Source organism: Sandaracinobacteroides sayramensis, from assembly GCF_022014495.1.
Taxonomy (GTDB): Bacteria; Pseudomonadota; Alphaproteobacteria; order Sphingomonadales; family Sphingomonadaceae; genus Sandaracinobacteroides; species Sandaracinobacteroides sayramense.
Genome location: NZ_JAKLSQ010000007.1, coordinates 242,458 through 269,021, shown reverse-complemented (window position 1 = coordinate 269,021; position 26,564 = coordinate 242,458). Strand labels below are relative to the sequence as shown.

Sequence of the window (26,564 nt, the reverse complement as noted above, 5' to 3'; positions counted from 1 at the left end):
GGCCGCTGATGGACACGCCTTCCTCCCGGCGTAACCGCTGGATCGCGGCCGGAGCAACGGCGGTTGCCCTCCTCCTGGCAGCCTGGTGGCTGCGACCGCCGGATACGACGTATCAGACAGTCGAAATCGGCCGAGGCGACATTGCCGCGACCGTCAACGCCCTCGGCACCGTCCAGCCGCAAACTGCCGTGGATGTCGGTGCACAGGTATCCGGCCAGATCAAGCGGCTGGCCGTCCAACCCGGCGATCAGGTCGAGCAGGGGCAGCTCCTGGCCGAGATCGACCCCTCGATTCCACTCGCGACCGTCGAGGCGGGCCGCGCCCAGCTTGCCGGCCTTCGCGCCCAACTGGCAGAGCAACAGGCTCAGGAGGAGTTGGCCCGCCGCCAATATGCGCGCCAGCAGCAGATGGACCGCGACGGGTCGACCCGCACCGAGGACGTGCAGGTTGCCGAGGCGGCCATGAAGGCGGCAAGCGCCCGCGTCGCCAATTTGCGCGCCCAGATCGAGCAGACCGCTTCGCGCCTGCGCGGGGAGGAAGCGCAGCTTGGCTTCACGCGCATCTATGCGCCGATCGCCGGCACGGTGGTTTCGGTGGAGGCAAAGCCCGGCCAGACGCTCAACGCCACCTACCAGACGCCGACCATCCTGCGAATCGCGGACCTGACCCGCATGACGGTCTCCACCCAAGTCTCCGAAGCCGACATCCATCGGGTGAATCCCGGCATGACGGCGCGCTTCACCACGCTCGGCGATGATCGGCGGAACTGGACGGGCCAGGTGCGTCAGGTGCTCCCTGCGCCGCCACGCGCTACCGGGGAGGCGTCAGCCGCAGCCGATGCGGGCCGCACCGGCGGCAAGGTCATCGCCTACACCGTCCTGTTCGATGTCGCCAACGACGACGACGCCCTGATGCCGGAAATGACGGCGCAGGTGGTGTTCACCACTGCCTCGGCAAAGGGCGTGCTGATCGCGCCGCTCGCCGCCCTCACGGAGAGCAGGAGCAGCCCTGACAGCTACACCGCCCGGGTGATGGTCGATGGCAGGATCGTGGAGCGCCATATCCTCGGCGGCATGCGCGACCGCATGTCCGTTCAGGTTCTCGACGGCCTGAAGGCCGGCGACCGTCTTATCGTGGACGAAGGTTCGGCCTCTTGAAATCCGTTCCCCCCACGCCGCTGATCGCGCTGACCGATATTCGCCGCCGCTATGGGGAGGGGGAGGCCGCGGTCGAGGTTCTGCGCGGTGTCAGCCTGGAAATCTGCGCAGGCGAGTTCGTCGCTATCGTCGGCGCCTCCGGCTCGGGCAAATCCACCCTGATGAACCTGCTCGGCTGCATCGACCGGCCGACCAGCGGCTCCTATCGGTTCGCCGGGCGGGATGTCGCCGCGCTCGATGCCGATCACCTTGCCTGGCTCCGCCGCGAGGCGTTCGGCTTCGTCTTCCAGGCCTACAACCTCATCGCCACGGAGACGGCGCGCGAGAATGTCGAGGTGCCTGCCATCTATGCCGGAGTGCCGAAGGACCCGCGCCAGGCGCAAGCCGCAGCCCTGCTTGACAGACTCGGACTGGGGGACCGGCTCGACTATCGGCCCAATCAGCTTTCCGGCGGGCAGCAGCAGCGGGTTTCGATCGCCCGCGCGCTGATGAACGGCGGCCGCATCATCCTGGCCGACGAACCGACCGGCGCGCTCGACACCAGGAGCGGCGCCGAGGTGATGTCGCTGCTCGACGAACTGGCGGACGCCGGCCACACCATCATCCTCATCACCCACGACCGTCACGTCGCCGAACGCGCGCGGCGGGTGATCGAAATCAGCGACGGCCGGATCGTCGCCGACAGCGGTCGGGGGGAAGCCGCCAAGACCGGCCGCGCAACCTTGCCGGATCTGGCGGTGGCCGACACCGGCCACGCCTCGCTCTCCGCCAATCTGCGCGAGGCGACGCGCGCAGCCTGGCGCGTCATGCGTATCAACCGCTTGCGCACGGCGCTGACCCTGCTCGGCATCGTCATCGGCGTTGCCTCGGTCATCGTGATGATGGCGGTCGGCGAAGGGGCGCGACGCCAGGTCATGGCGCAGATGGGCGCGCTCGGCGCGACGATCCTCTATCTCGAAAACCGCAGCGCGCCCGATGGAAGCCCCCCGCGCGGAATCGACGATGGCGACCTTGCCGAGATAGCGAGACTTCGCTCTGTCAGCCGGGTCATGCCGACGATCGGCGACCCGGTCACGATCCGCTACGGCAACCGTGATGCGCGCGTTTATTCGCAGGGCATCACCACCGACATGCCTTCCATCCACAAATGGCCGGTAGCGCAAGGCCGCTTTTTCACAGAGCGCGAGATGCGCGAGCTGGCGCCCGTCGTAGTGCTGGGGAGCAAGATTTACGAGCAATTCTTCCTCGATGGCGGCAATCCCGTAGGGCGGCAACTGCTGATCGGCAACACGCTGTTCGAGATCATTGGCGTCATGAGCAGCAAGGGCGCCTCGTCGGGTAGCGACGGCGAGGACAAGCGCGTCTTCGTGCCATATCGCTCAGCGCTGGTGCGCATCTATCAACGACCGGTCCCGGATTATGTGGTCGTCGAGGCGAAAAGCACCGACCTCGTCGATGACGCCGAGCGCGAAATCCGGGCTCTGCTCGCGGCGCGGCACGGACAGGAAGATTTCTCCATCGACAATGCCGGCGCGCGGCTCAACGCGGAAATGGCCTCGCGCCGCAGCATGACGCTGATGCTCGGCCTGATCGCCGTCGTGTCGCTCGTGGTCGGGGGGATCGGCGTCATGAATGTCATGCTGATGACCGTGAAAGAGCGCACCCGCGAGATCGGCATCCGCATGGCCACAGGCGCGCGGCAGCGTGATATCCTGCGCCAGTTCCTGACCGAGGCGGTCATGGTCTCCCTGGTCGGGGGCGTTGCCGGGGTTGCGCTCGGGCTCACTCTTGGCGGCGTGTTGCTGCTGTTTGCCGTTCCGATAGGCTTCTCGCCCTTGGCCGGCCTTGGCGCGTTCGGCTGCGCCGTCGCCACCGGACTGCTGTTCGGCTTCATGCCGGCCCGCTCGGCCGCGCGGCTCGATCCGGTTCGAGCGCTGGCGGGGGAATGAGCATGGCCCACCGCTTCCTGCCCAAGGTCACGGCGCTGTTGCTGGCCGGCTGCACCACGGGTGGCCACGCATCGGCAGATCCCGCCATCACCTCTCCCGCGCACTTGTCTGCCGATCGGCCTGGATCGCCTCTCACCGCCCCGGACGACTGGTGGAGCGGCTTTCGCAGCGCCGAACTTTCCGAACTGATCGGGCGAGCGCGCAGCGAGGGCTTCGACGTCGCAGCATCCGAAGCGCGCGTGCGGCGGGCGCTCGCCGGCACGCGGATCGCTGGGGCGGCTCTCTTGCCGGACTTGAACGCAAATGTCGCTGCGGAGCACAGCGACGGAGATCCAGCCTTCTCAATCGGGCTGGCCACTCGCTACGAACTGGACTTATGGGGACGCAATCACGCTTCGCGCCGGGGCGCGCTCGCGATGCTCGACGCGGCCGAGCACGACCGAAATGCGGTCGCGCTGATCGTCGAGACCGAGACCGCTGCGGCCTGGGCCGCCACCGTCGCGGCCACCGAACGCCGCGCCATCGCCGCGCACAACCTCCACGCTGCCAGGCGCATCCTCGGCTTGGTCGAATCCCGTCAGCGTGCCGGAATGGCAAACCCGCTGGAGCTTGGCCAGCAGCGCGCTTTGGTCGCTAGCCTCGAACAGCGCCTCGCCCAGATCGAACGGGAGCGGGCGTTCAGCCGCGCCACTCTTGCCTCCTTGCTTGGCCGCGTTCCGCAAGGCTTCGATGTGGCCACCACCACGCTGACCGGCGTTGGCCTGCCGTCTTTCACGCCGGAATTGCCGTCCGCCGTGCTGCTCCGCCGGCCGGATATCGCCGCTGCGGAACGGAGGCTGGCGGCGGCCGATGCCGACGTGGCTCTCGCTCGTGCGGCCATGTGGCCCCAGATTACGCTCCGTGCAGGAGGCCTGTTCGAGAGCGGCCGATTGCCGCGCCTGTTCGATAATCCAATCTACAGCTTGGCCTTCGCGCTGACCGCGCCGATCTTCGCCGGCGGCCGGCTCGCCGGGGAACGCGACTATGCCGTCGCCCGCCGTGAGGAATTATGGGCCGATTATCATGGTGCCATCGTGGCAGCCTTCGCGGAGGTCGAACAGGCGCTCTCCCACATCGACACGCTGGAGCGCGAGACTGACGCGCAGACTGAGGCGCTGCGTCAGGCGGAGATCGCCGCCCGCCTTGCCGAAAGCCGATACCAGGCTGGTGCGGAAACGCTATTGGTCATGCTCGACGCTCAGCGCATCCTCTACGCGGCCCAGGAGGATGCGCTGACGCTGCGGCAAGCCCGCATCCGCGCTGCTATCATACTCTATCGCAGCGTTGGCGGAAGATTGCCGACGTGAACCGAGACGGCGAGTTTTTGAAGTAAGACCGATCGCACGAATTTTAGGTCGGTGGGCCATAAAGATGTCCCACTTCAGTCAAAGCCATGAGCACCCATTCATCCCGGCCACAACCAGGCAACGGCCATAGCTTCCCGCCAGGAACCAGGCCCGGCGATGCGGTCCCTGAATCCGCTATATCGCCGGGTTTGGAAAGCTCACAACTCGTAAGCGGGCTGCGAGCGATGTCCGCAATCCGCAAGCGGACGTGCCGATGCCGATCAAGGCGTCCAAGAGCATCAGCTTCAGGCCTGCGAAGGCGCTGAAGGACAAGGTAAACCTCTGAAGGCTTTTACGTGGACCTCCTGCAATAGGGAACTACAGGGTCTGGCCATCCACGGCCGTCGACAGCCAGACGCTGTCTTTCTGGCCCTGCCGCGAACGCTGGCGGGAGAGATGGGCGACATAGAGGAGCGCAAGGGCGCCGCCCGCTGCCATCCAGTCGACGAGCAAGCTCATATCGGCATGGCTCCATGCGCCCGGCGCGAACAATGTCGAGAGCGGGATCGCTGCCAGTGCCAGCGCGGCAAAGGCCAGGAGTTCCCCGCTTCCTCGCGCCGCTCCGCGCGCAAATGCCCATCCCGCGGAGCCAAGGAATACAGCATAGTAAATGCCGACATGCCAGTTTTCGACGTTGTCGACGCGCCCCGGCAACCATTTCGCAGCGGCTATCGAGAAGCCGGTGCCGGCAATCGCCCCCAGGCACACGCCGACCGTCAGCGCCGCCAGCACGAAGGTCTGCCGGCTCTGGGTGACAGGGCCGCTGCCACGGCGTTCGCGTTTGCGACGGCTTTCGATCCAGACGAGGTTGCCGGTGTAGAAGATGATCGTGCCGACAAGCCCCATCAGGAAATAGCCCCATCGGACGGGCAGGCCGCCGAAGCTGCCGAAGTGCAGCGTGAAGAAGCCGCTGAGCGTGGCGTTGAGCGGCGGCTGGAAGCCGGGCATCAGGTCGGTCTCGACCAGCTTACCCGTTGTTGCGTCTACCGCGCCATAGCCCACCGTTGCCGAACGATGCCCATAGCGGTCGTCATGGCCGGTGATGGTCAGCGCCATGTGGCCTCCATGATCGGGCGCCTCGCGGTGGAAGTTCATTTCCACCGGCCGGAAGCCGGGTGCCTGCAACTTCAGCCTGGCGAGAAGCTCGGGCACCGGCAGCAGAGGTGTCGACGGGTCCGGCGACGGCGGATGCTCATGGTCTTCCCAGCGCGCCTCGATATTATCCTGATAGATAAGCTTGTCCTGCACATCGTAGATCTGGTCGTGGAAGGCGAAGACGACGGTCGTCAGTGCGATCACGATGTGGAATGGCAGGCTGAAGAAGCCGAGCACATTATGTAGATCCAACCACATGCGCTTCAGATTGTGGCTGACGCGAAGGGCAAAAAGATCCTTGGTGAGGCTGGGCAGAAGGCAGATCACCCCCGAGATGATGGCAACAAAATAGAGCAGTGCTACAATGGTGGTGATCGGCATGGCGATCGAATTCGGCAGCGGCAGGCCCACCCGCCGATGTAGCTCGTCTACCAGATAGCCGATGCGCGAGGTTTCAATCGGCGCGACTTCCAGCTTTCCATCGGAGGAGAGGTTGGCGCCAACCAGTTTCGGGTCGCGGCGCCCGCCTTCGTTCCAGTAGAGGCGCGATGGCGAATCCGGCCCTGGCGCCAGAACGACGGTGTAGCCTTTCGCGGCCTTGGGATAAGCTGCAACGGTGCGGGCGATCAGCTCATCTGTCTGTTCGATCGGCGTCGGTGCCGAAAAGCTGGCGGCTGGCGGTGTTGCCCAGCGGATCAACGGCTCCTTGAACATTGTCAGCGCGCCCGCCCAAAAGGCGATGAACAGGAACATGCCGGCGATGATGCCCACCCAGCTGTGAACGTCCTTATAGGTTTTCAGGACATCTTGCCGCATGGGTTTACCGCAACAGGAACTGCGCAGCGAGGACGGGCGCCCAGACTATGGCATTCATCAATGCCAGCCAGCCCCAGGCAGCGCGCGTGGAGGGGAAAAAGAAGACGAAGGCGCAGGTCAGCGCCCAGACCGGCGACACCATCCACATATTGAGTTGCATCTTGGCCGGGCCACCCGTGATGCCGCCGATGCCGAGCCAGCCCCAAAGACCGGAAATGCCGATGCCGAGCAGGAAGCCGAGCAGGACGGCCGCGACGCTTTTGCCGAACCAGTCCCGGCTGCTGAGCGTTCCCGACATCAGCCTTCCCTTCCGCCGCGCGGGCGGGCGATCCAGGCCGCAACTGGCGGCGCAATGGTGAAGACGAGCATCATGGCCGTCAGCAGCACGAACAAGGCCGTCGCCGGGCCGAAATGGGAAAGCATCAGGCCAAGGGCGAGGGCGAGGAGCAACCAGCCTGCTGCCCTGCCCACGGTGCCGCCGATCTGCGGGCCTGGTTCTCGCCGACGATAACCGAGGTAGACCAGCAAGGCACCCGCGATGGCGGCGGCGAGAGACAGGGCAACGATCATCGAAGACCTACCAGCGATACTGCAGACGGGCGTTCACGACACGCCCGGAGCCGTAGAAGCAGGAAGCAACGGTGGCGCAATAGGCGACGTAGGTCTTGTCGAACAGGTTGCGCGCATTGACGCTGAGCGAGAGGCCCTGCGCCCATCCGGCAGACGACGCTTCCCCGAAATCATAACGCATCATGGCATCGGCCAGCACATAGTCCGGCGCGAGGAAGCGCGGGCTGTTGATGATGTCGCCGTAATTGTCGCCCGTGTAGCGAACACCGCCGCCGAAACCGAGGCCTTTGAGCGCACCTGAGGGAACAGTGTAGTGCAGGAAGCCCGAGGCCATGTAGTTCGGCGTCTGGGGCAGGCGGTTGCCGATCTCCGCCACGACATTGCTTTCGGTGACTTCTGTCCAGAGCCGGGTGAAAGTGGCGATGGCCGCGACGCCGAACGGCAAGGTTGCACGCCCTTCGAACTCGATACCGCGAACGCGCGCTTCGCCGGTCTGCACCTGACAGGTGCCGCCGCCGCAAACATGGGCGGGGTCCGGATCGGGCGTCGTGATATTCTGCTGGGTGATCTGGTAGGCGCCCAGCGTCAGATAGACATTGCTGGAGTTGGGCTCCCAGCGGATACCGCCCTCCCATTGCTGGCCAGTGGTCGGATCGAAAGGCGTGCCGTCATAATATTGGCCGGTCGAAGGCTGGAACGACGTCGAGTAGCTGAGATAGGGTGCAAGACCGTTGTCGAACAGATAGACGGCCCCCGCCCGCCATGTGAAGGAATCCGCCTTGGTCCGGGTGCGAAGCTGGGTCAGCTGGTTCACCTGCGTTTCGTCTGCCCAGTCATAGCGGCCGCCCACGGTAACGCGCAGATTGCCAAGCGACATCTGGTTCTGACCGTAGATGCCGACCTGATCGCCATTGGAACGGGTGTGGACCGCCGGCGTGCGATTGGCTTCAAAGTCGGCGGAACCACGAGGCACCGGGTTGAAGATGTCGAGCAATGGCAGAACCCGCGCCGGAGCAACGCTATCGCGATGATGCTGCCACACCGTCGCGAAATAGTCGGCGCCAACCAGCAGCGTGTGCTCGACATTCCCGGTTCCGAAATGCGCTTCCAACTGGTTGTCCATCGCAAGGCCACTGGACCAGCCGTCGCCCTGCACGGCACGGCGACGGATCGTCTGGCCGACGATGCAGCCGGCGATACCGGTGCAGCCGGTTGCCGTGGTGATGGTGTCGCCGTTCAGCACATTCGCCCGATAGAGGGTGTCCACATCGGTGTAGCGCGCATTGGTGCGCCAGGTGACATCGTTGCCGAACTTGTGCTCGAACAGCATGGCAACCAGCAGCTGGTCGCGATCGAAGGTATTCCAGTCCGGCTCGCCGAGGTAGGATTCCTTGGAAATCCGGCCGCCGTTCGTTTCGATCATCGTGCCCGTGTAGGGCAGGAACTGGTAGGTCGATCCGCCCCGATCCCGCTGATATTGCACCAGCAGAGTGAGGCTGGTGGCATCTGTCGGCGCGAAGGTGAGGCTGGGGGCCAGATAGAGGCGGCTGTTCGAGGTTTGATCGATCTGTGTCTGGCCATCGCGATAGAGGCCGACGAAGCGCGCCTTCAGGCCGCTGTCGCCGATGGGGCCACCGATATCCAGCGAACCCTGCCCTTGCCAGCGCGAAAGATCATTGGAGCCGATGCCCTGCACCGCGACTTCCGCCCCGAAATGGTTCTGCGGCCGCTTGGAGACGAGGTTGACGAGGCCGCCGGGCGCCACCTGCCCATAGAGGACCGAGGAGGGGCCCTTCAGCACGTCGATCTGCTGCAGGCCGAAGGTGTCGAACGACGTGCGCGTCCATTGCCCGCCGGAAGGAAGCCGCATGCCATCGACGAAATTGTTGGAGCTGGAGAAGCCGCCGGCTGCGAAGCCGCGCACCGAAACCTCGTCCACCCGGCTGTCGATACCCGACGCCTCAGCCTGAACGCCGGCCGAATAGGCAAGCGCCTCGGCCACCGTGTTGACGCCGCGCAGGTCCATTTCAGCGCGCGTGATAATGGAGATGCTCTGTGGTGTTTCGATCAGCGGCGTGTCTGTCTTGGTGGAAGACAGCGCCTCGCTCTGGCCGGTCGCCGTGACGACGATGGTGGTACTGTCCTGCTCCTCGGTGTTGGCATGGGCCAGCGAGGATGTGGCCAGCAGCATGGCTATCGCAGCGCAGCGCATATTTTTTCCCCTGATCTTTTACTCTGGTTGCAGCGTCACTAATGCTAATGCAAATGCTGTGCAATAGTAACTTGAGATGCGGGCAACCTGGCCTGAGACGGCCTTGACTCAGGCCCGTGGCATCGCCACCCCCGCAACCGTCGCCCTGCCCGCGGCACCGAAGGAGAGATTTTCTGCCGAGCCAACCGAATGGCCAGCGCATGGACCGGCAGGAAGCGTTTGCAGCCTACGCGAGATTGATGCGCCGCCGGTCGATCATCGTCATCACCATCGCCCTGCTATGCGTCGTCGCCTTCGCGCTGGATATTTCGACGGGTCCATCCGCGCTCCCGCTCAGCAACGTGTGGGCAGGGCTTTTTGCGCCGGAACGCCTGAGTGCGCCGGAGCTTGCGATCATCCGCCAGGTGCGGCTGCCTTATGCGCTGATGGCGATCCTGGTGGGTGCCGCCCTGTCGTTGGCGGGCGCAGAGATGCAGACCATCCTCAACAACCCGCTCGCCAGCCCGTTCACGCTGGGGGTTTCTTCGGCGGCGTCGTTCGGAGCCGCGCTCGCCATCGTGCTGGGTTTCAGCCTCCCGTTCGTGCCTGCTGACTGGATGGTGCCGCTGAACGCCTTTTTATGCGCCTTCGGCTCGGTGCTGATGCTGGAAGCCCTTGCGCGGCGACGGGCGACGGGTGTGGAGGGTGTGGTGCTCTTCGGGATCGCGCTGGTCTTCACCTTCAATGCGCTGGTTGCCCTCATCCAGTATGTCGCCAGCCAGGAGGCACTTTCGCAGCTCGTCTTCTGGAGCATGGGCTCGCTCGCGCGCGCGACCTGGGCCAATCTTGCCGTGCTGGGAGCCGTAGTGGTGCTGGTCTTTCCCTTCTCGCTGGCCGCGGCGAACGCGATGACGGCTTTGAGGCTGGGCGAAGACAGGGCCCGCAGCTTTGGCATCGACGTGGAACGGATGCGCTTTGCCTCGCTTCTCCGGATCAGTGCGCTGGCCGCCACCTCGGTCGCCTTTGTGGGCACGATCGGTTTCATCGGCCTTGTCGGTCCGCATATCGCGCGGCTGCTGCTGGGCGAGGATCATCGATTCCTCCTGCCCGCCTCGATGCTGACGGGCGCGCTCGTCATGTCGCTGGCCTCGGTTGCGTCGAAGCTGCTGGTACCCGGCACGCTTCTGCCGGTGGGTATCGTTACCTCGATGATCGGCGTTCCGGTGTTCCTCGCGCTGATACTGCGTCGGCCGGAGCGCGTCTGATGTTCACCGAAGCCTTGCAGATCGAAGGGCTTTCGGCCGGCTACGGCGCGCGGACGGTCGTCCATGGCCTGAGCATTCCGGCCATCCCTCCCGGCCAGCTGGTCTCGCTGATCGGCCCCAACGCTGCGGGGAAAACCACATTGCTGCGCACCATCGCCGGCCTCCATGCCGGCGAGGGCTCCGTGCGGCTGGGCGCGCGCGAGTTGACGAAGCTGTCGCTGGCCGATCATGCGCGGCTCGTGACCTATATGCCGCAATCGTTGCCGCAGCAGGTGGCGCTGACGGTGTTGGAAACGGTTACAGGTGCGCTCAGGGCCTCGCCGGTTGAAGGCGCACGATTGAGCGACGCCGAAATCCTCGAACGTGCAATGGAAGTGATCGACCGGGTCGGCATCACCGGCCTGGCGATGACGCAACTGGATCGCCTCTCCGGCGGTCAGCGCCAGTTGGCGTCGCTGTCGCAGGCGCTCGCACGCGGCCCACGGGTGCTGTTGCTGGATGAACCGATCAGCGCGCTGGATCTGCATTTCCAGCTTCGCGTGATGAAGCTGGTGCACCAAATCGCGCGTGAAACCGGAATGATCGTGCTGATGGTGCTGCACGATCTGGAGATAGCGGCGCGCTGGTCCGACAGGGTGCTGATATTTGCCGAAGGCCGGCTTGCCGCCGACGGCGCGCCTGCCGAAGCGATCAACAGCGCAGTACTGGCGGACGTCTATCGGGTGGCTGCCGAGGTGAAACTGGTCGACGGCCGGCTCCGCATCGATCTCGACGGCATCTTGTAGGCGGCCGGGCACGCCGGCCATAGCCGGCTGACCAAGGCAGCGCGCGACAGGCGCGCCCGGCACATGATCTCAACGGGGCTGAATCACCATGATTCTGTCAGTGTCTTCGCCGGTGGTTGCCGACGACCGGTTGACGGCATAGATGGTGCCGTTCTTGCCAAGCGCGACATGGTTGGCCGTCGGCGCCGGGCCGAGGTTCGCGACGAGCTTGCCGTCGGCATCGGCCACAGCGATCGTGCTGGCGCCGCGGTTGGAGACATAGGCCCGCCGCTTAACCGGATCGAAGACAACGTTCAGCGCCCCTGCGCCGATCGGTGTGTCGGCGATCACCTTGCCGTCGTTGCCGTCGAGAACGATCAGATTGTCGGTTCCCTGCGCGGCAACGAAGATGCGGCCCGTCTGCGGGTCGTGGCTGACGCCGATGCTGCTCTTCGCGCCGGGCACCGGGAAAAGCTTTTCCACCTTATCCGTCTTCGTATTGATCACGGCGACTTCGTCCGTTGTATGGCTGACGACATAGAGCAGATGGGCAGCGGGATTGTAGGAGAGGCTCGCCGCCGAGAACTCTCCGCCGCGAACCTTCGAGCGGATATGGATGTCCGTGGGCGGCGCAAGCGTCGCCGTATCGAAGACCTTTACCACTGGCGTCAGAGTGGCGCTGGAAAAGGCCTTGCCTTGGTCTGCATCGACGACGACGTCGCGCGCATGGTTCACCGTTTTCGGCGGGAACTGCTTGATCAGCTTGAGATCCGCCTGATTATAGACCGCCACGGTGTCCTGCCGCGTGTTCGTCACCCAGACGGTGCCCTTCGCATCGTCGAGGCCAATACCGTAGACGGCGTACAGGCCGGGTTTCTGCGGCTCGGCGGCAGGCGCGCCGTCGGAGCGGGCAGGGGTCGGCGCCACGTCAGGTGTCGTGCGGGCCAGGACTTTCAGGGTTTTGGCGTCCAGCTTCACCAGCTCGGAATTGGTTACCGGCGGCCGCCCCTGCGCAGAAGTCGTGAACAGCGTATTGGTCTTCGCGCTGTAGGCCGATTGATAGACGCCCTTGGCGGTGTGCGCCTGCGTGACTTTATAGGCCTTTTCGCCAGATAGCGGGATGGTCGGCGAAACCTTCAGCTCGGCGATGGTCGCCGCATAAGGGGCATCGGCCACCACCAGGATAGGAAACACGCCGGATACGGCGTTCGCGGGCACGTTGATCTGGCCCTCGATCTTCCCGTCTGCATCGGCACTGAAATTGCCGCCCGGCAGTGGAGTTTTGCCATAGAGCAACGTGACTTGCTGGCCAGCCTTGAAGCCGTCGCCCGTCACCTTCACGGGCGCACCGGCCAGGATCGGCTTTCCACTCTCGGCTGACTGGAAGTTCACCCGCGCGGACGAGGTGCGATCAACATCGGTGAAGCTGGCCTGCGCCAGGGCTGGCGCGAATGTCAGGGGAGACGCGGACAGCAGCAGGCCCAGCGCGACGGCCTTCAGACCGGGGATTTTCATGCGGATATTCTCCTATGCGTTGAGAGGCATCAGTTTGGCTGAACGGCTTCCGGCTTCAGGTCGATCCAGTAGATCCCCTTCGCCGGCACCGCGAGAAAGCGGTTGTTGATCTCGTCGAGCGTCACCGCCGGGTCGACATCGGCGAACAGCTCCGGGTGAATCCAGGTGGCAAACCGCTCCACTGCGACGATATCCAGCGGCGAGTTGATCAACTGGTGCGAAAAGCCGTGCACACGCCCTGCCTGCACCGCCGAAAGGCTGGATATCCCCTGCCGGGCTGCCATGCGAGCAAGCGAAGCGCGCGCCGTCTCGGCATCATAGCCGGCGCCCAGCACCAGCCCACCGGCCTTTTCAAGATGGGGGCCGCCGGTCGCGATATAGACGTGCGGATCACGCGAGATGATATATTCGAGGTTCAGCTTGCCCCAGTGCTGATCGATCACGTCGCCGCCGATGTTATGCCCGCCGACAAAGTCGATGTAGTTGCCGATGTTGCCGCGGCCGGGCGAGCTGCAGCATTCCTTGCTCATCCCGGCATGCGCTTCCAGAAACACGGTCGGCCGAGCCGCTGCAGGCAGCTTGGCAATGCGATCGGAAACCCGCTTCATATGCTCGGCGCGGAAGGCAATATAGCTCTTCGCCTGTTGCTCACGGCCGGTGAGCTTGCCCAGCAGCAGCAGACTGTTTTCCAGATTCTCAAGCGGCTGCTGGACGAAATCCAGCACCACGACCTTGATGCCCGCTTGCTCGAGCTGTGCGATCTGCGCCTCAGTCACGCCGCTTTCAAGCGAGAGCAGCGCGACATCCGGCCTTGCGGCCAGCAGCGATTCTGCATCGAAGGCTCCGGCCGAGCTGCCGATCTTCGGAAGGTCAGCCAACTGGGGGGACTTGGCCAGCAACTGCCGGTAGGTTTCCTCGCCCAGCCGATTCACATCCTTTGGCCAGGCCACCAGCAGCGACACCGGGTCCGGATGGATCAACCCCAGCGCCACGAGATAGCGGCTGTCGTCGATGGCAATTTTCGTAGCCGGGGCGCCGATTTCGATCGGGCGACCGCGCAGATCGACAAGGGGAGCCGTGTGTTCGGTCTTTGCAGAATCCGCCTGGGGCGAGCAGGCAGGAAGCAGCAGCAAGGCACCCAGGGCGACGATCCCCGGCAGCACCCGCGAAAGCCTTGAAAGCGCGATCGTTCCGGGCTCTGATCTCCCAACATTCAGTGCGATTTTCCCCATGCTCGACGCGTCCCTGTTGAGTTGCAAAGGCCTTGGTTCATCAGCTATTGAGTTTGATGTGCAATATCAATCCAAAAACTGCATCTGAAGGATTCCGGCCTTGCAAGCTTCCACCTGCCGTGCGCACGCAGACGCATGAAGGCAGACCCTCGATTTCAGCTGACCGAGCGTCGCGCAATCCATGACGGATATGCCTATCATATAAGCCTCTGCCTGCCTGACGGACCGGCGCCCGTGAACGGCTGGCCTGCCCTTCTCCTGCTTGATGCCGACGGCTGTTTTGCAACTGCAACCGAGGCGTTGCAGCGCATGGCCCGACGGCCCGACGCAACGGCTGTTGAGCCGATGGTGCTGATTGGGATCGCGCACGCGGGTGATGACAACAAAGCGCGACGCGAGACGGATTTCACCGACTTCGTCCCGACAGAAGGAGAGGAAGGTTCACGCGGTGGCAGTGGGCGCCACTTCCTCGAGTTCCTGCGGCGCGAGGTCATTCAATCCGTTCCGGCACCGCTGGACGGCGGCCGGCTGGCGCTGTTCGGCCATTCGCTGGGGGGCTATTTCACGCTCTGGGCGCTCACGCACGGAGGCTATGGCTTCAGCCGCTTCATCGCTGTCAGCCCGTCCATCTGGTGGGATAGCGAACAGTTGCAGCCGGCGGGGATTGCGGTGGGTGGGAGCAGTCGCGTGCTGTTGCTGGCCGGCGAATGGGAAGGCCCGCTTCCGCCTTGGCAGGCGGCGCTTGAGAACGCCGACAGCGTCCGGAAACGGCGTTCGCAGCGAAACATGATCGAAGCCGCGCGCGAGCTTGGGATGCAGCTTCAGTCACAGTTGGGAGACGGCGGCGCAGCCTTTCATTTGCTGCCGGGAGAGGACCATGCCTCCATCGTGTCGGCAGCCATTCCGCGCGCACTTCGCCTTGCCAGCACCTGATCTGTTTCGAATGGCAATGATAGACACTTTGGGACTGGAGCCGCTGCAGGACATGCTCCGGGCGGGCATGATCAGAAGTTAAATGCGCGGCTGCTGCTGTGCCAGAAGGCCGTCCTGTTCCAATGCTCGCTCGGCACGCCTTCGCGCGCATGTTGGAGGGTGAAGGGCTTGCCGACGAGTAGCGAAGGCTATTTCGATCTCGACTTGACCGGCTTGGCGAGCAAAGCGGCGGGTTCGACGTTCAGCGCCTTGGCGATCCGCCCGATCACGTCGATACTGGCGGCATAGACCCGGCGTTCAAGCGCGCTGATATAGGTGCGGTCGATGTCGGCGCGGTGCGCCAGTTCCTCCTGCGACAAGCCCCGTTCAAGGCGGATGCGCTTGAGGTTGCGCGCCAATATGTCCCGTGTCTCCATGTGCCTGCATAGCACCGCCGTGCAGAGTATTTCACCACGGAGTATGCTCTACATTTGCGCAATGCGGACAGTTGCGAATTGATCGCAACATGCGCTAAGGCCGTGGCGATGCCGACGAACGCCATTGCCTTGACCCGCCTGTTGCTTGCCGAGCGCCCATCGCTTGTGCGGCTCGCGCAGCGTATCGTCGGTAGCGTTCCCGCAGCCGAGGACGTGACACAAAGCCTGTGGTTCCGCGTCCAGCGGGTCGAGGACGACCCGCCCATCGCTAACAGGCGGGCCTATCTGTTCAGGCTGGCAACCAACCTTGCCGTGGACCGCGCGAAGGCCGATCACCGTCATGGCGAGTTGTTCAAGGAAGGGCCGCTTTCCGAAGACGTGGCGGACGAAAGCCCGCTGGCGGAAAGGATGCTGCTCGATCGCGAGGCGTTGGGGCTGGTTCAATCGGCCGTGCGGGAACTGTCCCCCCGGTGCCGCAAGATTCTCCACATGCGCCGCGTCGAGGGTCTGCCCGCAAGTGAAATCGCCTCCCGCCTCGGACTCAGCCGCCAGATGGTCACGCGCTACATCGCGCAGGCCATGGCGCATTGCCTGGATCGGCTCGATCCGGATGAATGAATCCGGGCGGACAGGTTTCCATTTCGCATTTTCGGTCGTCATAAGAAGTGGGGGCAAGCGGAGTTCTGGCGACGCTCTGCTCGCGGAGATATGACGATGCGTGGAGAGCCGCCAATTCCCAAACAGGTCAACAGGCAAGCCGCGCAATGGTTTGCCGAACGCGAATCGGGCGACATGACGGCCGAGGATGAAGCCCGCCTTCGACAATGGCTCGCGTCCGATCCGCAGCACGCCCTTGCGTTCGAGCGTGCGGCAGCGGTCTGGCAATCGATGGACGCGCCGATGCTGGCTCCGGCCCCTCGTCCAGTGCGTCGCAATCCGCGGCGATGGGCGCAGCCGACGCGCAACCATCGGCGGCAATGGATCGGCGGGGCGATCGCGGCCAGCCTCGCGCTGTTCATCGTCCTGGAGAACGACATATCGACGCACTTGCGGGCCGATGCCATGACCGAGAGGGGCGAGATCAGGGAAATCCCGCTGCCCGATGGCTCGACCGCGATGCTCAACACCGGCAGCGCCATATCGTTCGCGCCCGATGGACGAACGGTGACGCTGTTGAAGGGGGAAGCCGCGTTCCGGGTCGCGCCCGATCCCGCGAACCCCTTCTCCGTGATAGCCGGGAACGGCACCAGCACGGCGCTGGGAACGCGCTTCCTCGTCCGGCAGATCGGCGACGGCGCGCGCGTCACCGTCACGGAACATAGCGTGCGTGTCGCCTTGAAACGACAATCGGCCGTGCTGCTCGAAGGCGAAGCGATCGAGTATGACGCTGACAGCCTGGACGGCTCCCGGCCCGCTTCAGTGGCCGATGCCGATGCCTGGACCAGAGGGCGCATGCGGATCGTCAACCGTCCACTGGGCGAGGTCGTGGCGGAATTGGGCCGCTATCATCGCGGCTATATCGGGGTGATCGGCGACCATCTGGCAAATCGCCCGGTGAGCGGCACGTTCGACGTCCGCGATCCTGTGGGCAGCATCGACGTGATCCAGCGGACGCTTGGAATCCGTTCGACCCGGCTTACCGATCGGGTGATCTTGCTCCACTCCTGACGGCGACATGGAAAAATTTCGCGTTTGAGGTTTCCAAATCGCGATCCCGACAGTCTGCATTAATGAGGGCAATTCGCATTAGCGAAAGGTCCTGACAGTGCCTTAACAGCTTCGGGGGAACCAAGAGCGTGATTTCCAAGGGTAGCCAAACCGCGAACATCCGTCCATTGCGCTCGGCGCTGGGGGCGATCCTTCTGACCTCGACGGGTCTTGCCACCGCCGCGCTCGCGCTTCCCGCTCCGGCAACGGCGCAAGCCGTCCGTGGCTATGACATTCCCGCTGGCTCGCTCGCGGATGCCATCAACAGTTTTGGCGAACAGAGCGGCGCGCAAATCCTTTATGATGCGGCGCTGACGCAGGGGCGTAGTTCGGCGGGCCTCAAAGGACAGTTCGGCGTAGCGGAGGGGCTGTCCCGGCTGCTGGCCGGATCGGGGGTAACCTTCCGGCACACCGGCCCCAACATCTTCACTTTGGAGCCCGCGCCGCAATCGGCGGATGGCGCGATCCAGCTTGGGCCGGTGCGGGTCGAGGGAGAGGGTGTTGCTACCTCCAACTCTTATGCCAGTTTGACCAGCGATCCGGCCGCTACGGAAGGAACGGGCAGCTACACGGCGCGGTTGTCCAGCACAGCCACCGGCCTTCCGCTCACACCACGAGAGGTGCCCCAGTCCGTCTCGGTCGTCACGCGGCAACAGATGGACGATCGGGGCGTGACGTCGATCGCTGACGCATTGCGTAGCGCAACCGGCGTCATCATCCAGAATCTCGATAGTGAGCGCCTGGGCTTCCAGACGCGCGGCTTTTCCATCGACAACATTCAACAGGACGGCGTTTCTGCCGCTTATGACGGAGTTCTGGACGGGGGAGCCACGCTTACCGACACCGCCATCTATGATCGGATCGAGATCGTGAAAGGCGCGGCAGGCCTGCTGAGCGGAGCAGGAACCCCCGGTGGCCTCGTCAACATGATCCGCAAGCGTCCCACGGAAAAGTTTCAGGCCTCTGTGACGGGAATGATCGGATCATGGCAGAATTATCGCGGCGAACTCGACATCAGTGGTCCGCTGACAGAAGGGGGGACGGTTCGCGGCCGTTTCGTAGCCGCTATACAGGACCAGCAGTCATGGCAGGACCATTATAAGCAAACCAAGAACATCCTCTACGGTATCATTGAAGCCGATGCCACGCCGACGACGCTCGTGACAGCCGGACTGGACTATAGGACTCTCACCCCCCGCGGTTCGACCTGGACCGGCTTCCCAATGATGTTCACAGATGGAACGCCAACCGACTGGGAGCGATCGTTCAATCCAGGCGCGCGCTGGAGTCGCCGGGACATCAAAAGGCGCACGATCTTCGGAAGTATCGAACAGAAACTGGTCGAAGACTGGTCATTGAAGCTAAAATTCGACGGCATGCGATCCAAGCTTGACTCTATGCTCGGTAGCGCCAGCGGCGGCAATCCCGACCGGGAAACTGGTGAAGGCATGTTCTATTTCATCGGCAAATTCGCGAACGATCATATCCAGAATACTGTCGATGCCGAGGTGAAGGGCACCGTGCATCTGCTGGGGCGCGAGCATCAAATCGTGGCGGGGTATCGCTGGTCCCGCTCGGACATCGATGGCCCCTTATACAATTCGATCTATCCGGCTTTTGAGGGCAGCATTTATGACTGGAACGGGCTCTACCCGGAACCGGCCATTCCGCTGGCCGGCAATTACAAGAATGGCGAGCGGCAGGACGGCCTGTATTTCGCCGCCCATCTCAATCCGGTGGAAGGATTGCGCGTCGTGCTGGGGTCGCGCCTGACCAATCATCGGGTTTTTACAAACAACTATTACGACGATGTCGCAACACCGAACTTAAATATTTCGTATGAAGAGAAAAACGTCTGGACCCCATATGCTGGCGTAATAGTCGATTTGAATAGGAATCTATCTCTATACGCAAGCTATACTGACATTTTCCAAATCCAGCAAAACCTAGATACGAACTTCAATCAGTTGCCTCCCATGAAGGGAAAGAGCTATGAAGCAGGTATCAAGGGAGGCTGGCTCGATGGCAATCTCAATGCCAGTGCGGCGTTGTTCCAGATCGAGCAAACCAACCTCGCAGTCTATCTTGGGTTGGTGCAGGACATTCAGGTCTATGATGTCGTCCCCGGTGCGAAATCGAAAGGTGTCGAACTGGAGATCAGCGGCACGCCGCTTCAGGGTTGGAATATATCCGGAGGTTACACCTATAGTCATGTCCGCGATGGCGATGGCCAGTTGCTTTTCAGCACCATGCTGCAGACGACCCAACCGGCGCACGTCGCCAAATTGCACACAAGCTACAATCCGGGCGGCGCCCTCAACCGGCTTACAGTCGGGGGAGGTATTGACTGGCAGAGCAAATTCTTCGGCAACATCTGGAGTCCGATTGAAGACGTCGGTTACGCTCGCTTCACACAAGGCTCATACGCGCTGGTCGATCTCTTTGCCGAATACCGGATAACCGATGGAATCAACGCCCGTTTTAATGTAAAAAACCTGTTTGATAAGAAATACTATACGGGTCTCGGCCTGTTCGAGACTGGTTTCTATGGCGAACCACGCAGCGTCCTGCTGACCGTGAAGGCCAATTTCTGATACGGGCGGAAAACGGCATCTCGGTGATGTCATTCCGTCAGTCGATGGCGCAGCTTCACACCTGGGCAGGACTCCTGCCTGGGTGGTTGCTGTTTGCCATTTTCGTTTTTGGAACGACCGCTTTCTTTCAGCAGGAGATTTCCTGCTGGATGCGGCCCGAACTCGGCAATGGCGCGGTGTCACGCGAGGCATTGGACAGGGCGGCAGTCCATCTCTCGGCTAAAGCGCAGGATGCGGCACACTGGACTATATCGCTGCCGCTCGGTCGCGGCGGCGAGCCACTTTCGATTTCCTGGGAACGACGCGAAGGCGTTATGGGAGCATCCGGCGAGGCGAAGCTCGATCCTGTCAGCGGGCAGGAAGTCGCCGTTCGCGATACGAGTGGTGGCTGGTTCCTCTACCGATTCCACTATGATCTTCATTATATGCCGGTGATGTGGGCGCGCACTCTCGTCTGCGTCGCTGCGCTGGCCATGCTGGTGGCGGTCCTTTCAGGGATCGTCACGCATAAGAAGATATTTGCCGATTTCTTTCTGCTTCGCTTCGGCAAGGGGCAGCGGTCATGGCTGGACGCACATAATGTCACCGCCGTTCTGGCGCTGCCTTTCCACCTGATGATTACTTACACCGGGCTGGTCACGCTCCTGTTCACCTTGATGCCCTGGGCCATCACCGCCAATTTCCCGACAACGGATGCTTATTATGAGGCGGCTTTCCCTCCTGGCCCCAAGGCGGAAGCGAGAGGTAAGACCGCGTCGCTGCTACCGCTGCCCGAACTGGTCGGCCGGGCGAAAGCCGCCCTGACGGGTGACGATCCCGGCTATATCGCCATCAGCAATCCGGGTGATGCCAATGCCATTGTCGAGGCATGGCCGCATTATGATCGGCTCGCTGGCACACGAAGCGCGGTCTTTCTGAACGGCGTCACCGGCGAAGTGCTGCAAGCGCCGTCAACAGCAGGCGGCGCGCGGGTCACGCAGACGGTGATGATCGACCTGCACGCGGGCCGCTTCTCCGGCCCGGTTCTGCGCTGGCTCTATTTCCTGTCCGGCATCGGCGGGACGGTGATGGTGGCGAGCGGGCTTGTCCTGTGGACGGTGAAGCGCCGCGCCAAGCTGCCCGATCCGACGCGGCCCCATTTCGGCTTCCGGCTGGTCGAGCGGCTGAACATCGGCGTGATCGCCGGATCATGCGCCGGGATCGCGGTCTATTTCCTCGCCAATCGGCTGTTACCACTGGACGTGGCGAACCGCGCCGATTGGGAGATCAACAGCCTGTTCATCGTCTGGGGCGCTGTGTTCGTCTGGACTATTGCTCGCCCCACAAAGCGGGCATGGTTGGAGGCATTGTCCGCCTGCGCGGCGCTCTATGCCCTGGTGCCTGCGGTGAACGCCCTGACCACGCCGCGCGGCCTGATCCCCAGCCTGATCGCGGGGGATTGGGTCTTTGTCGGCTTCGACCTTGTGATGCTGGCAATGGCGGCCGCTTGCGCCTTCACGGCATGGAAGGTCGCAACCCACAAACCTAAGGCGTTGCCTCGTAAGAAGCGCATGACGGCCGAGGCGGCCCTATGATCCACGCGGCAACCTTCCTTCTGTCCTTGACGGGCTTCGCCCTCCTGCTGCTCGCCATGCCTCGGCATCAACAGGATTGGCTCCGTCGCAAGCTGCCCCCCTCGCTGGGCCGCACCCTGCGCCTGTCCGGCTTCGCCGCGCTGGCGCTGGCCTTCGCGGTTGCCGGGCTGGGCCTTGGCTGGGGCTATGGCGCGGTGGCCTGGTTCGGATGGCTGACAATGGCGGCGGCGCTGGTCGTCACCGCCAATACCAATCGCGATCGGATCAGGCGAAAGGTGCGGCCATGATCCGCCTGACCGAACAGGCGCGCGGGCGCTGGTCGGCGGTGTTCCGCATCGTTGCGGGGACGTTGGGCGCTTATGGACTGACCTCGCTCGCGACCGTTGCTCTGTCGCTCCTGCTGGCGCGGATCGGCATGAGCCGGGTCGAGGCCGTCACCGCCGCCACGCTGTCGAGCTTCGCCATCTTCGCCGTCATCGCCATGGCGGCGTTTCATGCGCGCAGCGCGGCGCGGGCGTGGGGCTGGCTGCTCGCTTTGGGCCTGCCGCTCGCGCTGGCCGTCCTTCCCCTGTCGCCCGGAACATATCCATGAAGCCACTTGTCGCCTTTCGGGATGAGCGGGAAGAAGCGGACGAGCCCGTTCTGCCCCTGCGCCCGATGGATGCTCCGGCACCAACCGAGCGGAGCGTCTATGCGCCCCCGGCAAGCAGCCGCATCATTGGCCTGGCCGGCACGGTCGCGATCTTCGCGGCGGCCGTGGCAGGATTCTTCATCACCATCAGCCAGGTCGTCCCGGTCAAACCGCCGTCCGCGCTGACGGTGGTGAACCTGCGGGCGGAAGCCTCGCCGCCAGAAACGCCACCGCAGGAAAAAGAAGCGCCCAAGCCGGTTGAGAAGAAGGAACAATCGGCACCGCGCAGGGTGCAGCCGGTCGAACCAATCATAGTTCCGGTCGCGCCGGTATCGGTGCCGATTCCCGTCACGACGCCCAGCCCCGCCGATCCCAGCCCGAAAGAACCGGAAACGGCCGCGCCCAGTACCATGCCCGCGCCGCCAGCGCCCCAGGTGGCGAGCAATGCCCACGACACATGGGAGGGGCGCGTTCTGGCGGCCTTGCATAAGGAGCGGCGCTATCCGCGTGCCGCGATGGCGCGACGGCAACAGGGGGTGCCCTATATCCGCTTCGTCATGGACCGCGAAGGCAAGGTGCTGTCGTCGCGGCTCGAACGGTCGTCCGGCTTCCCCGAACTGGATCGCGAAGCCGTCGCGCTTGCCCGTCGGGCGTCGCCGCTCCCCAAGCCGCCGGACGACAAGCCCGGCGACACGCTCGAACTGGTCGTGCCGGTCGAGTTCTTCATGCGATGATCGAAATGTCCGTTGCCCTGCGCCGTCGCTCCCATGTCGAGCGCAAGGCGCTGGCGTTGCTGCGCGGTGGCACGATCGGCCTGTCAAGCGGGGAACGCTCACCCGCCGCTGCGCAACTCCGGGCCTTTGCCGATCTTCGGCGGTTGGCTGAACACAACGGCCTTGTCGTGCGGCCGGTGGATTCGCCGTGGGTCGGCGCCGATGAATTGCGCCTGTTGGCGTGGCTGGCCGAGGCGCAGCGCGTCGCTGGCCACAGAAGCGCGCCGGATGATCCCGCGCTTCTCATCGCCATCGCACGCTGTGCGGGTCTGCTCGAAGGTCTGCGGCTGCGGTTGACGCCGTTGACGCTCTACGGCGCGCGGCTGCGGGCCTTAGACATAGTTTCGGACATCTTTGCGAAACGCGAAAACCCTGTGGGCTCGACGCAAGCTGTCGAGCGATGTCCGGGAAAACCCGATACGTGCAGCTATATCTCCTGCCCCGAGTAGTTCGGAAGCTGCCCGCTCGTCGATCTCATCCAGAACTGTCAGCTTTCGAGCCAAGCAATCGCAACCGGTTCGGGACGCACATCCTCAGCCCCGCGGCGCGAATACGCGCTATGGCCCCTGGTATCGCCTGAGCGATGAATTGGGCGGTGGCGGCCATGCCATAACGATCATGCTGTGCGGAGATCGCCAGAGCGGGCACGGCGATCCGCGCATAAGCCAGGTGAGGCGAATAGGCCAAAGGCGCATGTCGTAGGCTTACTCTGTTCGATCGTTGAAGGGGGATGTGCATAATCCCGATGGCTGGCTTATAGTTGGTTGCGCTACTCAGGAGGTCATGATGGCGAAACAGCAAGCGGAGCGGGACGGGAAAAACTTCACCCTGGGCCTTTCGCGGTTCGCCTCCATCAGCGCCGTCGAAGGCATTTATTTGTCCGAGGAGGCGAAACAGGAGTTTCTTGCGGACGATCGCCGTCGCGCCACGCCCGCCGAGCGTCGCCAGCGCATCATTGCGAAATACGCCGCGAAAGCGTGACCCTGCCCCTGTGCATGAAGCGTTCGACGATCCTTACTGCTATCCGGGCGCCGAAGTCCTCCGCAATCGCCTGAACCTGACCGAACCGGCCAGTCTCGAAGCCTTCGAGACCGAGATCACCACTGCTCGCGCCACCGAGCCTTTGCCCAACGGCCGGTTCGGCGTCGCGCATTATCGCGCCATCCACCGGCATCTGTTCCAGGATGTCTATATCTGGGCGGGCAAGTTCAGGACGGTCCGCCTCGCCAAAGGAGGCAGTGCGTTCTGCTATCCCGAATATATCGAGCCCGAAATGGTCAAGCTGTTCGCGCGGCTCGGCGCCGACGACGGGCTTCGCAAGCGGGACCGGGGTGCTTTTGTCGATGGTGCCACGGCTTTTCTCGCCGACCTCAATCACATCCATCCGTTCCGCGAAGGCAATGGGCGCACCCAGCTCGCCTTCATGGCATGGCTGGCGGATCGTGCCGGGCACCCGCTGACGTTGGAGCGGCTCGATCCGGAGGCCATGCTTCAGGCCATGATCGCGAGCTTCCATGGACAGACGCCTCTGCTCCGGGCGTTGCTCCACGATCTGGCGGCCTGATTCCGGTGACTGCGACATCGGGGTCAAGCGTCCCGCCGAGACGGATATGCAGATGACGCAATGGATCGAGGCGCGGGAATTCCGGCAGGCTGGGGCACGGAGTTTCCTTGCGACGATGGCGAGCGCCGTGGTGACGGCTGCGCTATTGTCGTGGTGGCGCTTTTCGGCTATCGGCGCCGCCGCATCACCATGATCGCGGTGATGCGTTGGAGAAATGCATTGCTGGACCTGGCCGTCATTCGGGGCGTCGTGCCCGCCGGTTTCCAGCCCTTCTCGTAAGCGTCCCCCACGGCGCTGCGGCAGGGCGGGCGATCCGCTGCCGCGCTTCGAGAAATCCGAACATCTGAAGACAGTCGAAGGGACGCGTGCGCGCGTCGCCTCGCGGCGAAGTGGGACATCATGGACGAATATCAGATCGTCCGGGGCATGCTGCTCCGGGCCGGTCGCGGGCAGCCTGCGACCGCACCGATCGCGAAGGCGATCGTCGAATGGGTGCAGCCGCACGCCGACTGGCTGACGGGCCGTTCGCAGGCCGCGGATGCGGAACTGGGCTGGGAGGACCTGCTTCGCGGCGTCGCGGCGGAGCGGGCGCATGACGCCGCGCGCCCGCAAGTGCTGCAACTCGCAGAAGAGCTGGCGTCGCTGCTCGGGTTGGAGCCGCTCGATGGCGCGCTGCTCAGGCTGATGATCGCGTGCGATCGATTGCCGCGCGCGGCCGGACTGCTCAGGATCCTGACCCGGCATGGGCATGATCTTCCCACCTTGCTAGGCGAACTTGCCGGCGCGGAGCCGCATGACGCGGAGCGGATGGCGCGGCGCAGCCCGGTGCTGCGGCTGGGGCTGATCGGTTTTGCCGCCAACCGGCAGGGCGAGGTGCAGATCGACATCCGCTGGATGCTCGAACGGCTGCTCGATCGCGCGCCGCCGTCCGGCGCGGCGATGATCGACGCGCTGGCAGGCAATCGCCAGTCGACGAGCCTCGATCTCGGCGACTTTGCGCATGTCGCCGATGCCGATTTCCTCGCGCGGTTGCTGCGCGGCGCGATTCGGGCGCGCGCGGTCGGGATCAACCTGCTGATCCACGGCCCGCCAGGCACCGGCAAGACCGAGTTCGCCAAGACGCTTGCCGCTGCCGCGGACGTGACGTTGCACGGCATCGGGGAAGCGGATGAGGATGGCGAGGAACCGACGCGCTTGGATCGGGTCCATGCGCTGCAGCTTGCGCAAAGGCTGCTGGCGCCCCGTGGTGGGGCTGCCCTGCTGTTCGACGAGATGGAAGATCTGATCGGCGGGACGGAACGCTCTTCGGGCGACTGGTTTTCCAAGCGGGAAGGCAGCAAGGTGTTCGTCAACCGGATGCTGGAGGCCAATGCGGTGCCGGTGATCTGGACGACCAACGCCATCGGCAATATCGACGATGCGATCCTTCGGCGGATGAGCTTCGTGGTGAAGCTCGACCTGCCGCCGCGCCGCGCCGCGTTGCGGATGCTCGACCGGGTCGCTCGCGATGAAGGGGTGCGGCCCGGCGACGGCTTCCAGCGGCTGATCGAACGCGCGCCGGAAACCGCGACCGTGCTGCGTGTCGCGGCGCGCGCGGCCCGGCTGGCGGAAGAGGGGGATGGCGGCGTTCGCGCCGCTGCCGCTCTGGTCCGCGCGCTTCGCGGAGGCGACCTGCCGGCCGATGGAGCGGAAGCGCTCGACCTCGATCTGTTCGAAACCGACCGGCCGATCGCACCGTTGTTCGCCGCTCTGCGCGAGAGTGGTGCAGCCGATGTCTCGCTGCTGCTCATCGGTCCGCCCGGGACCGGCAAGACCGCGCTCGCCCATCATCTGGCCCGGGCGCTCGACCGGCCGCTGATCGTCAAGCGCGCTTCGGACCTGCTCTCCAAATGGGTCGGCGAGACGGAGGCGCGGATCGCCGACGCCTTTGCCGAAGCCCGGCGGCGCGAGGGCGTGCTGCTGTTCGACGAGGTGGATTCGCTGCTGTTCGACCGGACGACCGCACGCAACAGTTGGGAAGTGGGGCAGGTCAACGAGTTGCTCGGCTGGCTCGACCGTCACCCATTGCCGGTGGTCGCCGCCACCAACCACGCCGGAAGGCTCGATCCCGCGACTTTGCGGCGCTTCGTGTTCAAGCTGGAATTGCGCCCGCTTGGAGGCGCGAAAGCGGCGCAGGCCTTCGGTCGTTTCTTCGGGATGGCGGCGCCTGCGGAGCTGACGGAACTGCGCAACCTGACGCCGGGGGATTTCTCGGTGGTGGCGCGGCAGCTTCGACATGCACCTGTCGCCGATGCGCTGGAGATCGTCGAGCGGCTGCGATTGGAAAGCGTGGTGAAACCCGAACACGGCAGCAGGATCGGCTTTTGAAAGGGGCGCTGATCAGATTGAGTGTCGAGGCATGGCGATAGCTGACACTCCCTGTCTGCTGAGAGG

General features: G+C 64.0%; 26 protein-coding genes. 19 read left to right on the top strand and 7 right to left on the bottom strand.

Features of this window, described 5'->3' with window-relative positions:
- The first annotated feature begins 8 nt into the window (after window positions 1-8).
- The 4 genes from L6Q21_RS06765 (at window position 9) to L6Q21_RS06750 (ending at window position 4,777) form a co-directional block, all read left to right on the top strand.
- Window positions 9-1,157, top strand: coding sequence for an efflux RND transporter periplasmic adaptor subunit (locus L6Q21_RS06765; RefSeq protein ID WP_237829978.1), 1,149 nt, complete (start codon window positions 9-11; stop codon window positions 1,155-1,157).
- The gene (locus tag L6Q21_RS06760) at window positions 1,154-3,106 is read left to right on the top strand and encodes a MacB family efflux pump subunit (RefSeq protein ID WP_237829976.1); all 1,953 of its coding nucleotides are present in this window, start codon (window positions 1,154-1,156) and stop codon (window positions 3,104-3,106) included. Before L6Q21_RS06765 ends, L6Q21_RS06760 begins: the two co-directional genes overlap by 4 nt.
- Entirely contained in the window at window positions 3,103-4,452 is a 1,350-nt protein-coding gene (locus tag L6Q21_RS06755; RefSeq protein ID WP_237829974.1) for an efflux transporter outer membrane subunit, read from the top strand. Before L6Q21_RS06760 ends, L6Q21_RS06755 begins: the two co-directional genes overlap by 4 nt.
- 169 nt (window positions 4,453-4,621) lie before the next feature.
- Window positions 4,622-4,777: an HU family DNA-binding protein gene (locus tag L6Q21_RS06750; protein ID WP_336246232.1), complete on the top strand. Its 156-nt coding sequence runs from the start codon at window positions 4,622-4,624 to the stop codon at window positions 4,775-4,777.
- A 32-nt stretch (window positions 4,778-4,809) separates the two neighbouring features.
- Here L6Q21_RS06750 and L6Q21_RS06745 read toward each other — a convergent pair whose 3' ends face one another.
- Genes L6Q21_RS06745 through L6Q21_RS06730 form a run of 4 tightly spaced genes read right to left on the bottom strand, consistent with a single transcriptional unit; the run spans window position 4,810 to window position 9,163 of the window.
- On the bottom strand, window positions 4,810-6,402 hold the full coding sequence (locus L6Q21_RS06745; protein WP_237829972.1) for a PepSY-associated TM helix domain-containing protein: 1,593 nt from the start codon (window positions 6,400-6,402) through the stop codon (window positions 4,810-4,812).
- Between the two features lie 4 nt (window positions 6,403-6,406).
- Window positions 6,407-6,700, bottom strand: a complete 294-nt coding sequence (locus L6Q21_RS06740) for a hypothetical protein (RefSeq protein ID WP_237829970.1) — start codon at window positions 6,698-6,700, stop codon at window positions 6,407-6,409.
- Window positions 6,700-6,972, bottom strand: coding sequence for a hypothetical protein (locus tag L6Q21_RS06735; RefSeq protein WP_237829969.1), 273 nt, complete (start codon window positions 6,970-6,972; stop codon window positions 6,700-6,702). The genes L6Q21_RS06740 and L6Q21_RS06735 overlap by 1 nt, the downstream gene beginning before the upstream one ends.
- Before the next feature lie 7 nt (window positions 6,973-6,979).
- Complete coding sequence (locus L6Q21_RS06730) at window positions 6,980-9,163, bottom strand: TonB-dependent siderophore receptor (RefSeq protein WP_237829967.1); 2,184 nt, start codon at window positions 9,161-9,163, stop codon at window positions 6,980-6,982.
- A gap of 221 nt (window positions 9,164-9,384) precedes the next feature.
- On the opposite strand from L6Q21_RS06730, the gene L6Q21_RS06725 reads away from it, so the two are divergent.
- Window positions 9,385-10,428, top strand: a complete 1,044-nt coding sequence (locus L6Q21_RS06725; RefSeq protein WP_237829965.1) for a FecCD family ABC transporter permease — start codon at window positions 9,385-9,387, stop codon at window positions 10,426-10,428.
- Window positions 10,428-11,213, top strand: coding sequence for an ABC transporter ATP-binding protein (locus L6Q21_RS06720; RefSeq protein WP_237829963.1), 786 nt, complete (start codon window positions 10,428-10,430; stop codon window positions 11,211-11,213). The genes L6Q21_RS06725 and L6Q21_RS06720 overlap by 1 nt, the downstream gene beginning before the upstream one ends.
- 69 nt (window positions 11,214-11,282) lie before the next feature.
- On the opposite strand, the gene L6Q21_RS06715 is transcribed toward L6Q21_RS06720, so the two are convergent.
- Both L6Q21_RS06715 and L6Q21_RS06710 read right to left on the bottom strand, forming a co-directional pair.
- Complete coding sequence (locus L6Q21_RS06715) at window positions 11,283-12,707, bottom strand: YncE family protein (protein ID WP_237829962.1); 1,425 nt, start codon at window positions 12,705-12,707, stop codon at window positions 11,283-11,285.
- Between the two features lie 29 nt (window positions 12,708-12,736).
- Window positions 12,737-13,939 (bottom strand): ABC transporter substrate-binding protein, encoded by a 1,203-nt coding sequence (locus L6Q21_RS06710; protein ID WP_237829960.1) that lies wholly within the window; start codon window positions 13,937-13,939, stop codon window positions 12,737-12,739.
- Between the two features lie 135 nt (window positions 13,940-14,074).
- Between L6Q21_RS06710 and L6Q21_RS06705 the strand changes: the two genes are divergently transcribed.
- Window positions 14,075-14,872 (top strand): alpha/beta hydrolase, encoded by a 798-nt coding sequence (locus L6Q21_RS06705; protein ID WP_237829958.1) that lies wholly within the window; start codon window positions 14,075-14,077, stop codon window positions 14,870-14,872.
- A 188-nt stretch (window positions 14,873-15,060) separates the two neighbouring features.
- Here L6Q21_RS06705 and L6Q21_RS06700 read toward each other — a convergent pair whose 3' ends face one another.
- Window positions 15,061-15,288: a helix-turn-helix domain-containing protein gene (locus L6Q21_RS06700; RefSeq protein WP_237829956.1), complete on the bottom strand. Its 228-nt coding sequence runs from the start codon at window positions 15,286-15,288 to the stop codon at window positions 15,061-15,063.
- A 108-nt stretch (window positions 15,289-15,396) separates the two neighbouring features.
- On the opposite strand from L6Q21_RS06700, the gene L6Q21_RS06695 reads away from it, so the two are divergent.
- The 12 genes from L6Q21_RS06695 (at window position 15,397) to L6Q21_RS06640 (ending at window position 26,498) form a co-directional block, all read left to right on the top strand.
- Window positions 15,397-15,906: an RNA polymerase sigma factor gene (locus tag L6Q21_RS06695; protein WP_237829954.1), complete on the top strand. Its 510-nt coding sequence runs from the start codon at window positions 15,397-15,399 to the stop codon at window positions 15,904-15,906.
- Between the two features lie 90 nt (window positions 15,907-15,996).
- Window positions 15,997-16,956, top strand: coding sequence for a FecR family protein (locus tag L6Q21_RS06690; protein WP_237829952.1), 960 nt, complete (start codon window positions 15,997-15,999; stop codon window positions 16,954-16,956).
- A 128-nt stretch (window positions 16,957-17,084) separates the two neighbouring features.
- Window positions 17,085-19,589, top strand: a complete 2,505-nt coding sequence (locus L6Q21_RS06685) for a TonB-dependent siderophore receptor (protein WP_237829950.1) — start codon at window positions 17,085-17,087, stop codon at window positions 19,587-19,589.
- A 44-nt stretch (window positions 19,590-19,633) separates the two neighbouring features.
- Window positions 19,634-21,163, top strand: coding sequence for a PepSY-associated TM helix domain-containing protein (locus tag L6Q21_RS06680; protein WP_237829948.1), 1,530 nt, complete (start codon window positions 19,634-19,636; stop codon window positions 21,161-21,163).
- Window positions 21,160-21,450, top strand: coding sequence for a DUF3325 domain-containing protein (locus L6Q21_RS06675; protein ID WP_237829946.1), 291 nt, complete (start codon window positions 21,160-21,162; stop codon window positions 21,448-21,450). Before L6Q21_RS06680 ends, L6Q21_RS06675 begins: the two co-directional genes overlap by 4 nt.
- Entirely contained in the window at window positions 21,447-21,755 is a 309-nt protein-coding gene (locus L6Q21_RS06670) for a hypothetical protein (RefSeq protein WP_237829944.1), read from the top strand. Before L6Q21_RS06675 ends, L6Q21_RS06670 begins: the two co-directional genes overlap by 4 nt.
- Window positions 21,756-21,820: 65 nt before the next feature.
- Window positions 21,821-22,528: a TonB family protein gene (locus L6Q21_RS06665; RefSeq protein WP_237829942.1), complete on the top strand. Its 708-nt coding sequence runs from the start codon at window positions 21,821-21,823 to the stop codon at window positions 22,526-22,528.
- A gap of 5 nt (window positions 22,529-22,533) precedes the next feature.
- Window positions 22,534-23,016 carry a hypothetical protein gene (locus L6Q21_RS06660; RefSeq protein ID WP_237829940.1) on the top strand — a complete coding sequence of 161 codons (483 nt, stop codon included), beginning with the start codon at window positions 22,534-22,536 and terminating at the stop codon, window positions 23,014-23,016.
- Window positions 23,017-23,350: 334 nt separating this feature from the next.
- Window positions 23,351-23,548, top strand: a complete 198-nt coding sequence (locus L6Q21_RS06655; protein ID WP_237829938.1) for a hypothetical protein — start codon at window positions 23,351-23,353, stop codon at window positions 23,546-23,548.
- Between the two features lie 10 nt (window positions 23,549-23,558).
- Window positions 23,559-24,131: a Fic/DOC family protein gene (locus tag L6Q21_RS06650; protein WP_237829936.1), complete on the top strand. Its 573-nt coding sequence runs from the start codon at window positions 23,559-23,561 to the stop codon at window positions 24,129-24,131.
- A 60-nt stretch (window positions 24,132-24,191) separates the two neighbouring features.
- Window positions 24,192-24,410, top strand: a complete 219-nt coding sequence (locus L6Q21_RS06645; RefSeq protein WP_237829934.1) for a hypothetical protein — start codon at window positions 24,192-24,194, stop codon at window positions 24,408-24,410.
- Between the two features lie 120 nt (window positions 24,411-24,530).
- Window positions 24,531-26,498 (top strand): AAA family ATPase, encoded by a 1,968-nt coding sequence (locus tag L6Q21_RS06640; RefSeq protein ID WP_237829933.1) that lies wholly within the window; start codon window positions 24,531-24,533, stop codon window positions 26,496-26,498.
- Window positions 26,499-26,564 lie beyond the last annotated feature (66 nt).

Excerpts from the sequence above, each read along its gene's own strand:
- L6Q21_RS06655 (WP_237829938.1), top strand. The coding sequence starts at position 23,351 with ATGATGGCGAAACAGCAAGCGGAGCGGGACGGGAAAAACTTCACCCTG.
- L6Q21_RS06755 (WP_237829974.1), top strand. The coding sequence starts at position 3,103 with ATGAGCATGGCCCACCGCTTCCTGCCCAAGGTCACGGCGCTGTTGCTG.
- L6Q21_RS06680 (WP_237829948.1), top strand. The coding sequence starts at position 19,634 with ATGGCGCAGCTTCACACCTGGGCAGGACTCCTGCCTGGGTGGTTGCTG.
- L6Q21_RS06730 (WP_237829967.1), bottom strand. The coding sequence starts at position 9,163 with ATGCTGCTGGCCACATCCTCGCTGGCCCATGCCAACACCGAGGAGCAG.
- L6Q21_RS06745 (WP_237829972.1), bottom strand. The coding sequence starts at position 6,402 with ATGCGGCAAGATGTCCTGAAAACCTATAAGGACGTTCACAGCTGGGTG.
- L6Q21_RS06675 (WP_237829946.1), top strand. The coding sequence starts at position 21,160 with ATGATCCACGCGGCAACCTTCCTTCTGTCCTTGACGGGCTTCGCCCTC.
- L6Q21_RS06670 (WP_237829944.1), top strand. The coding sequence starts at position 21,447 with ATGATCCGCCTGACCGAACAGGCGCGCGGGCGCTGGTCGGCGGTGTTC.
- L6Q21_RS06645 (WP_237829934.1), top strand. The coding sequence starts at position 24,192 with ATGGATCGAGGCGCGGGAATTCCGGCAGGCTGGGGCACGGAGTTTCCT.
- L6Q21_RS06665 (WP_237829942.1), top strand. The coding sequence starts at position 21,821 with ATGGATGCTCCGGCACCAACCGAGCGGAGCGTCTATGCGCCCCCGGCA.
- L6Q21_RS06700 (WP_237829956.1), bottom strand. The coding sequence starts at position 15,288 with ATGGAGACACGGGACATATTGGCGCGCAACCTCAAGCGCATCCGCCTT.
- L6Q21_RS06740 (WP_237829970.1), bottom strand. The coding sequence starts at position 6,700 with ATGTCGGGAACGCTCAGCAGCCGGGACTGGTTCGGCAAAAGCGTCGCG.
- L6Q21_RS06690 (WP_237829952.1), top strand. The coding sequence starts at position 15,997 with ATGACGATGCGTGGAGAGCCGCCAATTCCCAAACAGGTCAACAGGCAA.
- L6Q21_RS06715 (WP_237829962.1), bottom strand. The coding sequence starts at position 12,707 with ATGAAAATCCCCGGTCTGAAGGCCGTCGCGCTGGGCCTGCTGCTGTCC.
- L6Q21_RS06640 (WP_237829933.1), top strand. The coding sequence starts at position 24,531 with ATGGACGAATATCAGATCGTCCGGGGCATGCTGCTCCGGGCCGGTCGC.
- L6Q21_RS06735 (WP_237829969.1), bottom strand. The coding sequence starts at position 6,972 with ATGATCGTTGCCCTGTCTCTCGCCGCCGCCATCGCGGGTGCCTTGCTG.
- L6Q21_RS06720 (WP_237829963.1), top strand. The coding sequence starts at position 10,428 with ATGTTCACCGAAGCCTTGCAGATCGAAGGGCTTTCGGCCGGCTACGGC.
- L6Q21_RS06705 (WP_237829958.1), top strand. The coding sequence starts at position 14,075 with ATGAAGGCAGACCCTCGATTTCAGCTGACCGAGCGTCGCGCAATCCAT.
- L6Q21_RS06660 (WP_237829940.1), top strand. The coding sequence starts at position 22,534 with ATGTCCGTTGCCCTGCGCCGTCGCTCCCATGTCGAGCGCAAGGCGCTG.
- L6Q21_RS06710 (WP_237829960.1), bottom strand. The coding sequence starts at position 13,939 with ATGGGGAAAATCGCACTGAATGTTGGGAGATCAGAGCCCGGAACGATC.
- L6Q21_RS06725 (WP_237829965.1), top strand. The coding sequence starts at position 9,385 with ATGGACCGGCAGGAAGCGTTTGCAGCCTACGCGAGATTGATGCGCCGC.
- L6Q21_RS06765 (WP_237829978.1), top strand. The coding sequence starts at position 9 with ATGGACACGCCTTCCTCCCGGCGTAACCGCTGGATCGCGGCCGGAGCA.
- L6Q21_RS06695 (WP_237829954.1), top strand. The coding sequence starts at position 15,397 with ATGCCGACGAACGCCATTGCCTTGACCCGCCTGTTGCTTGCCGAGCGC.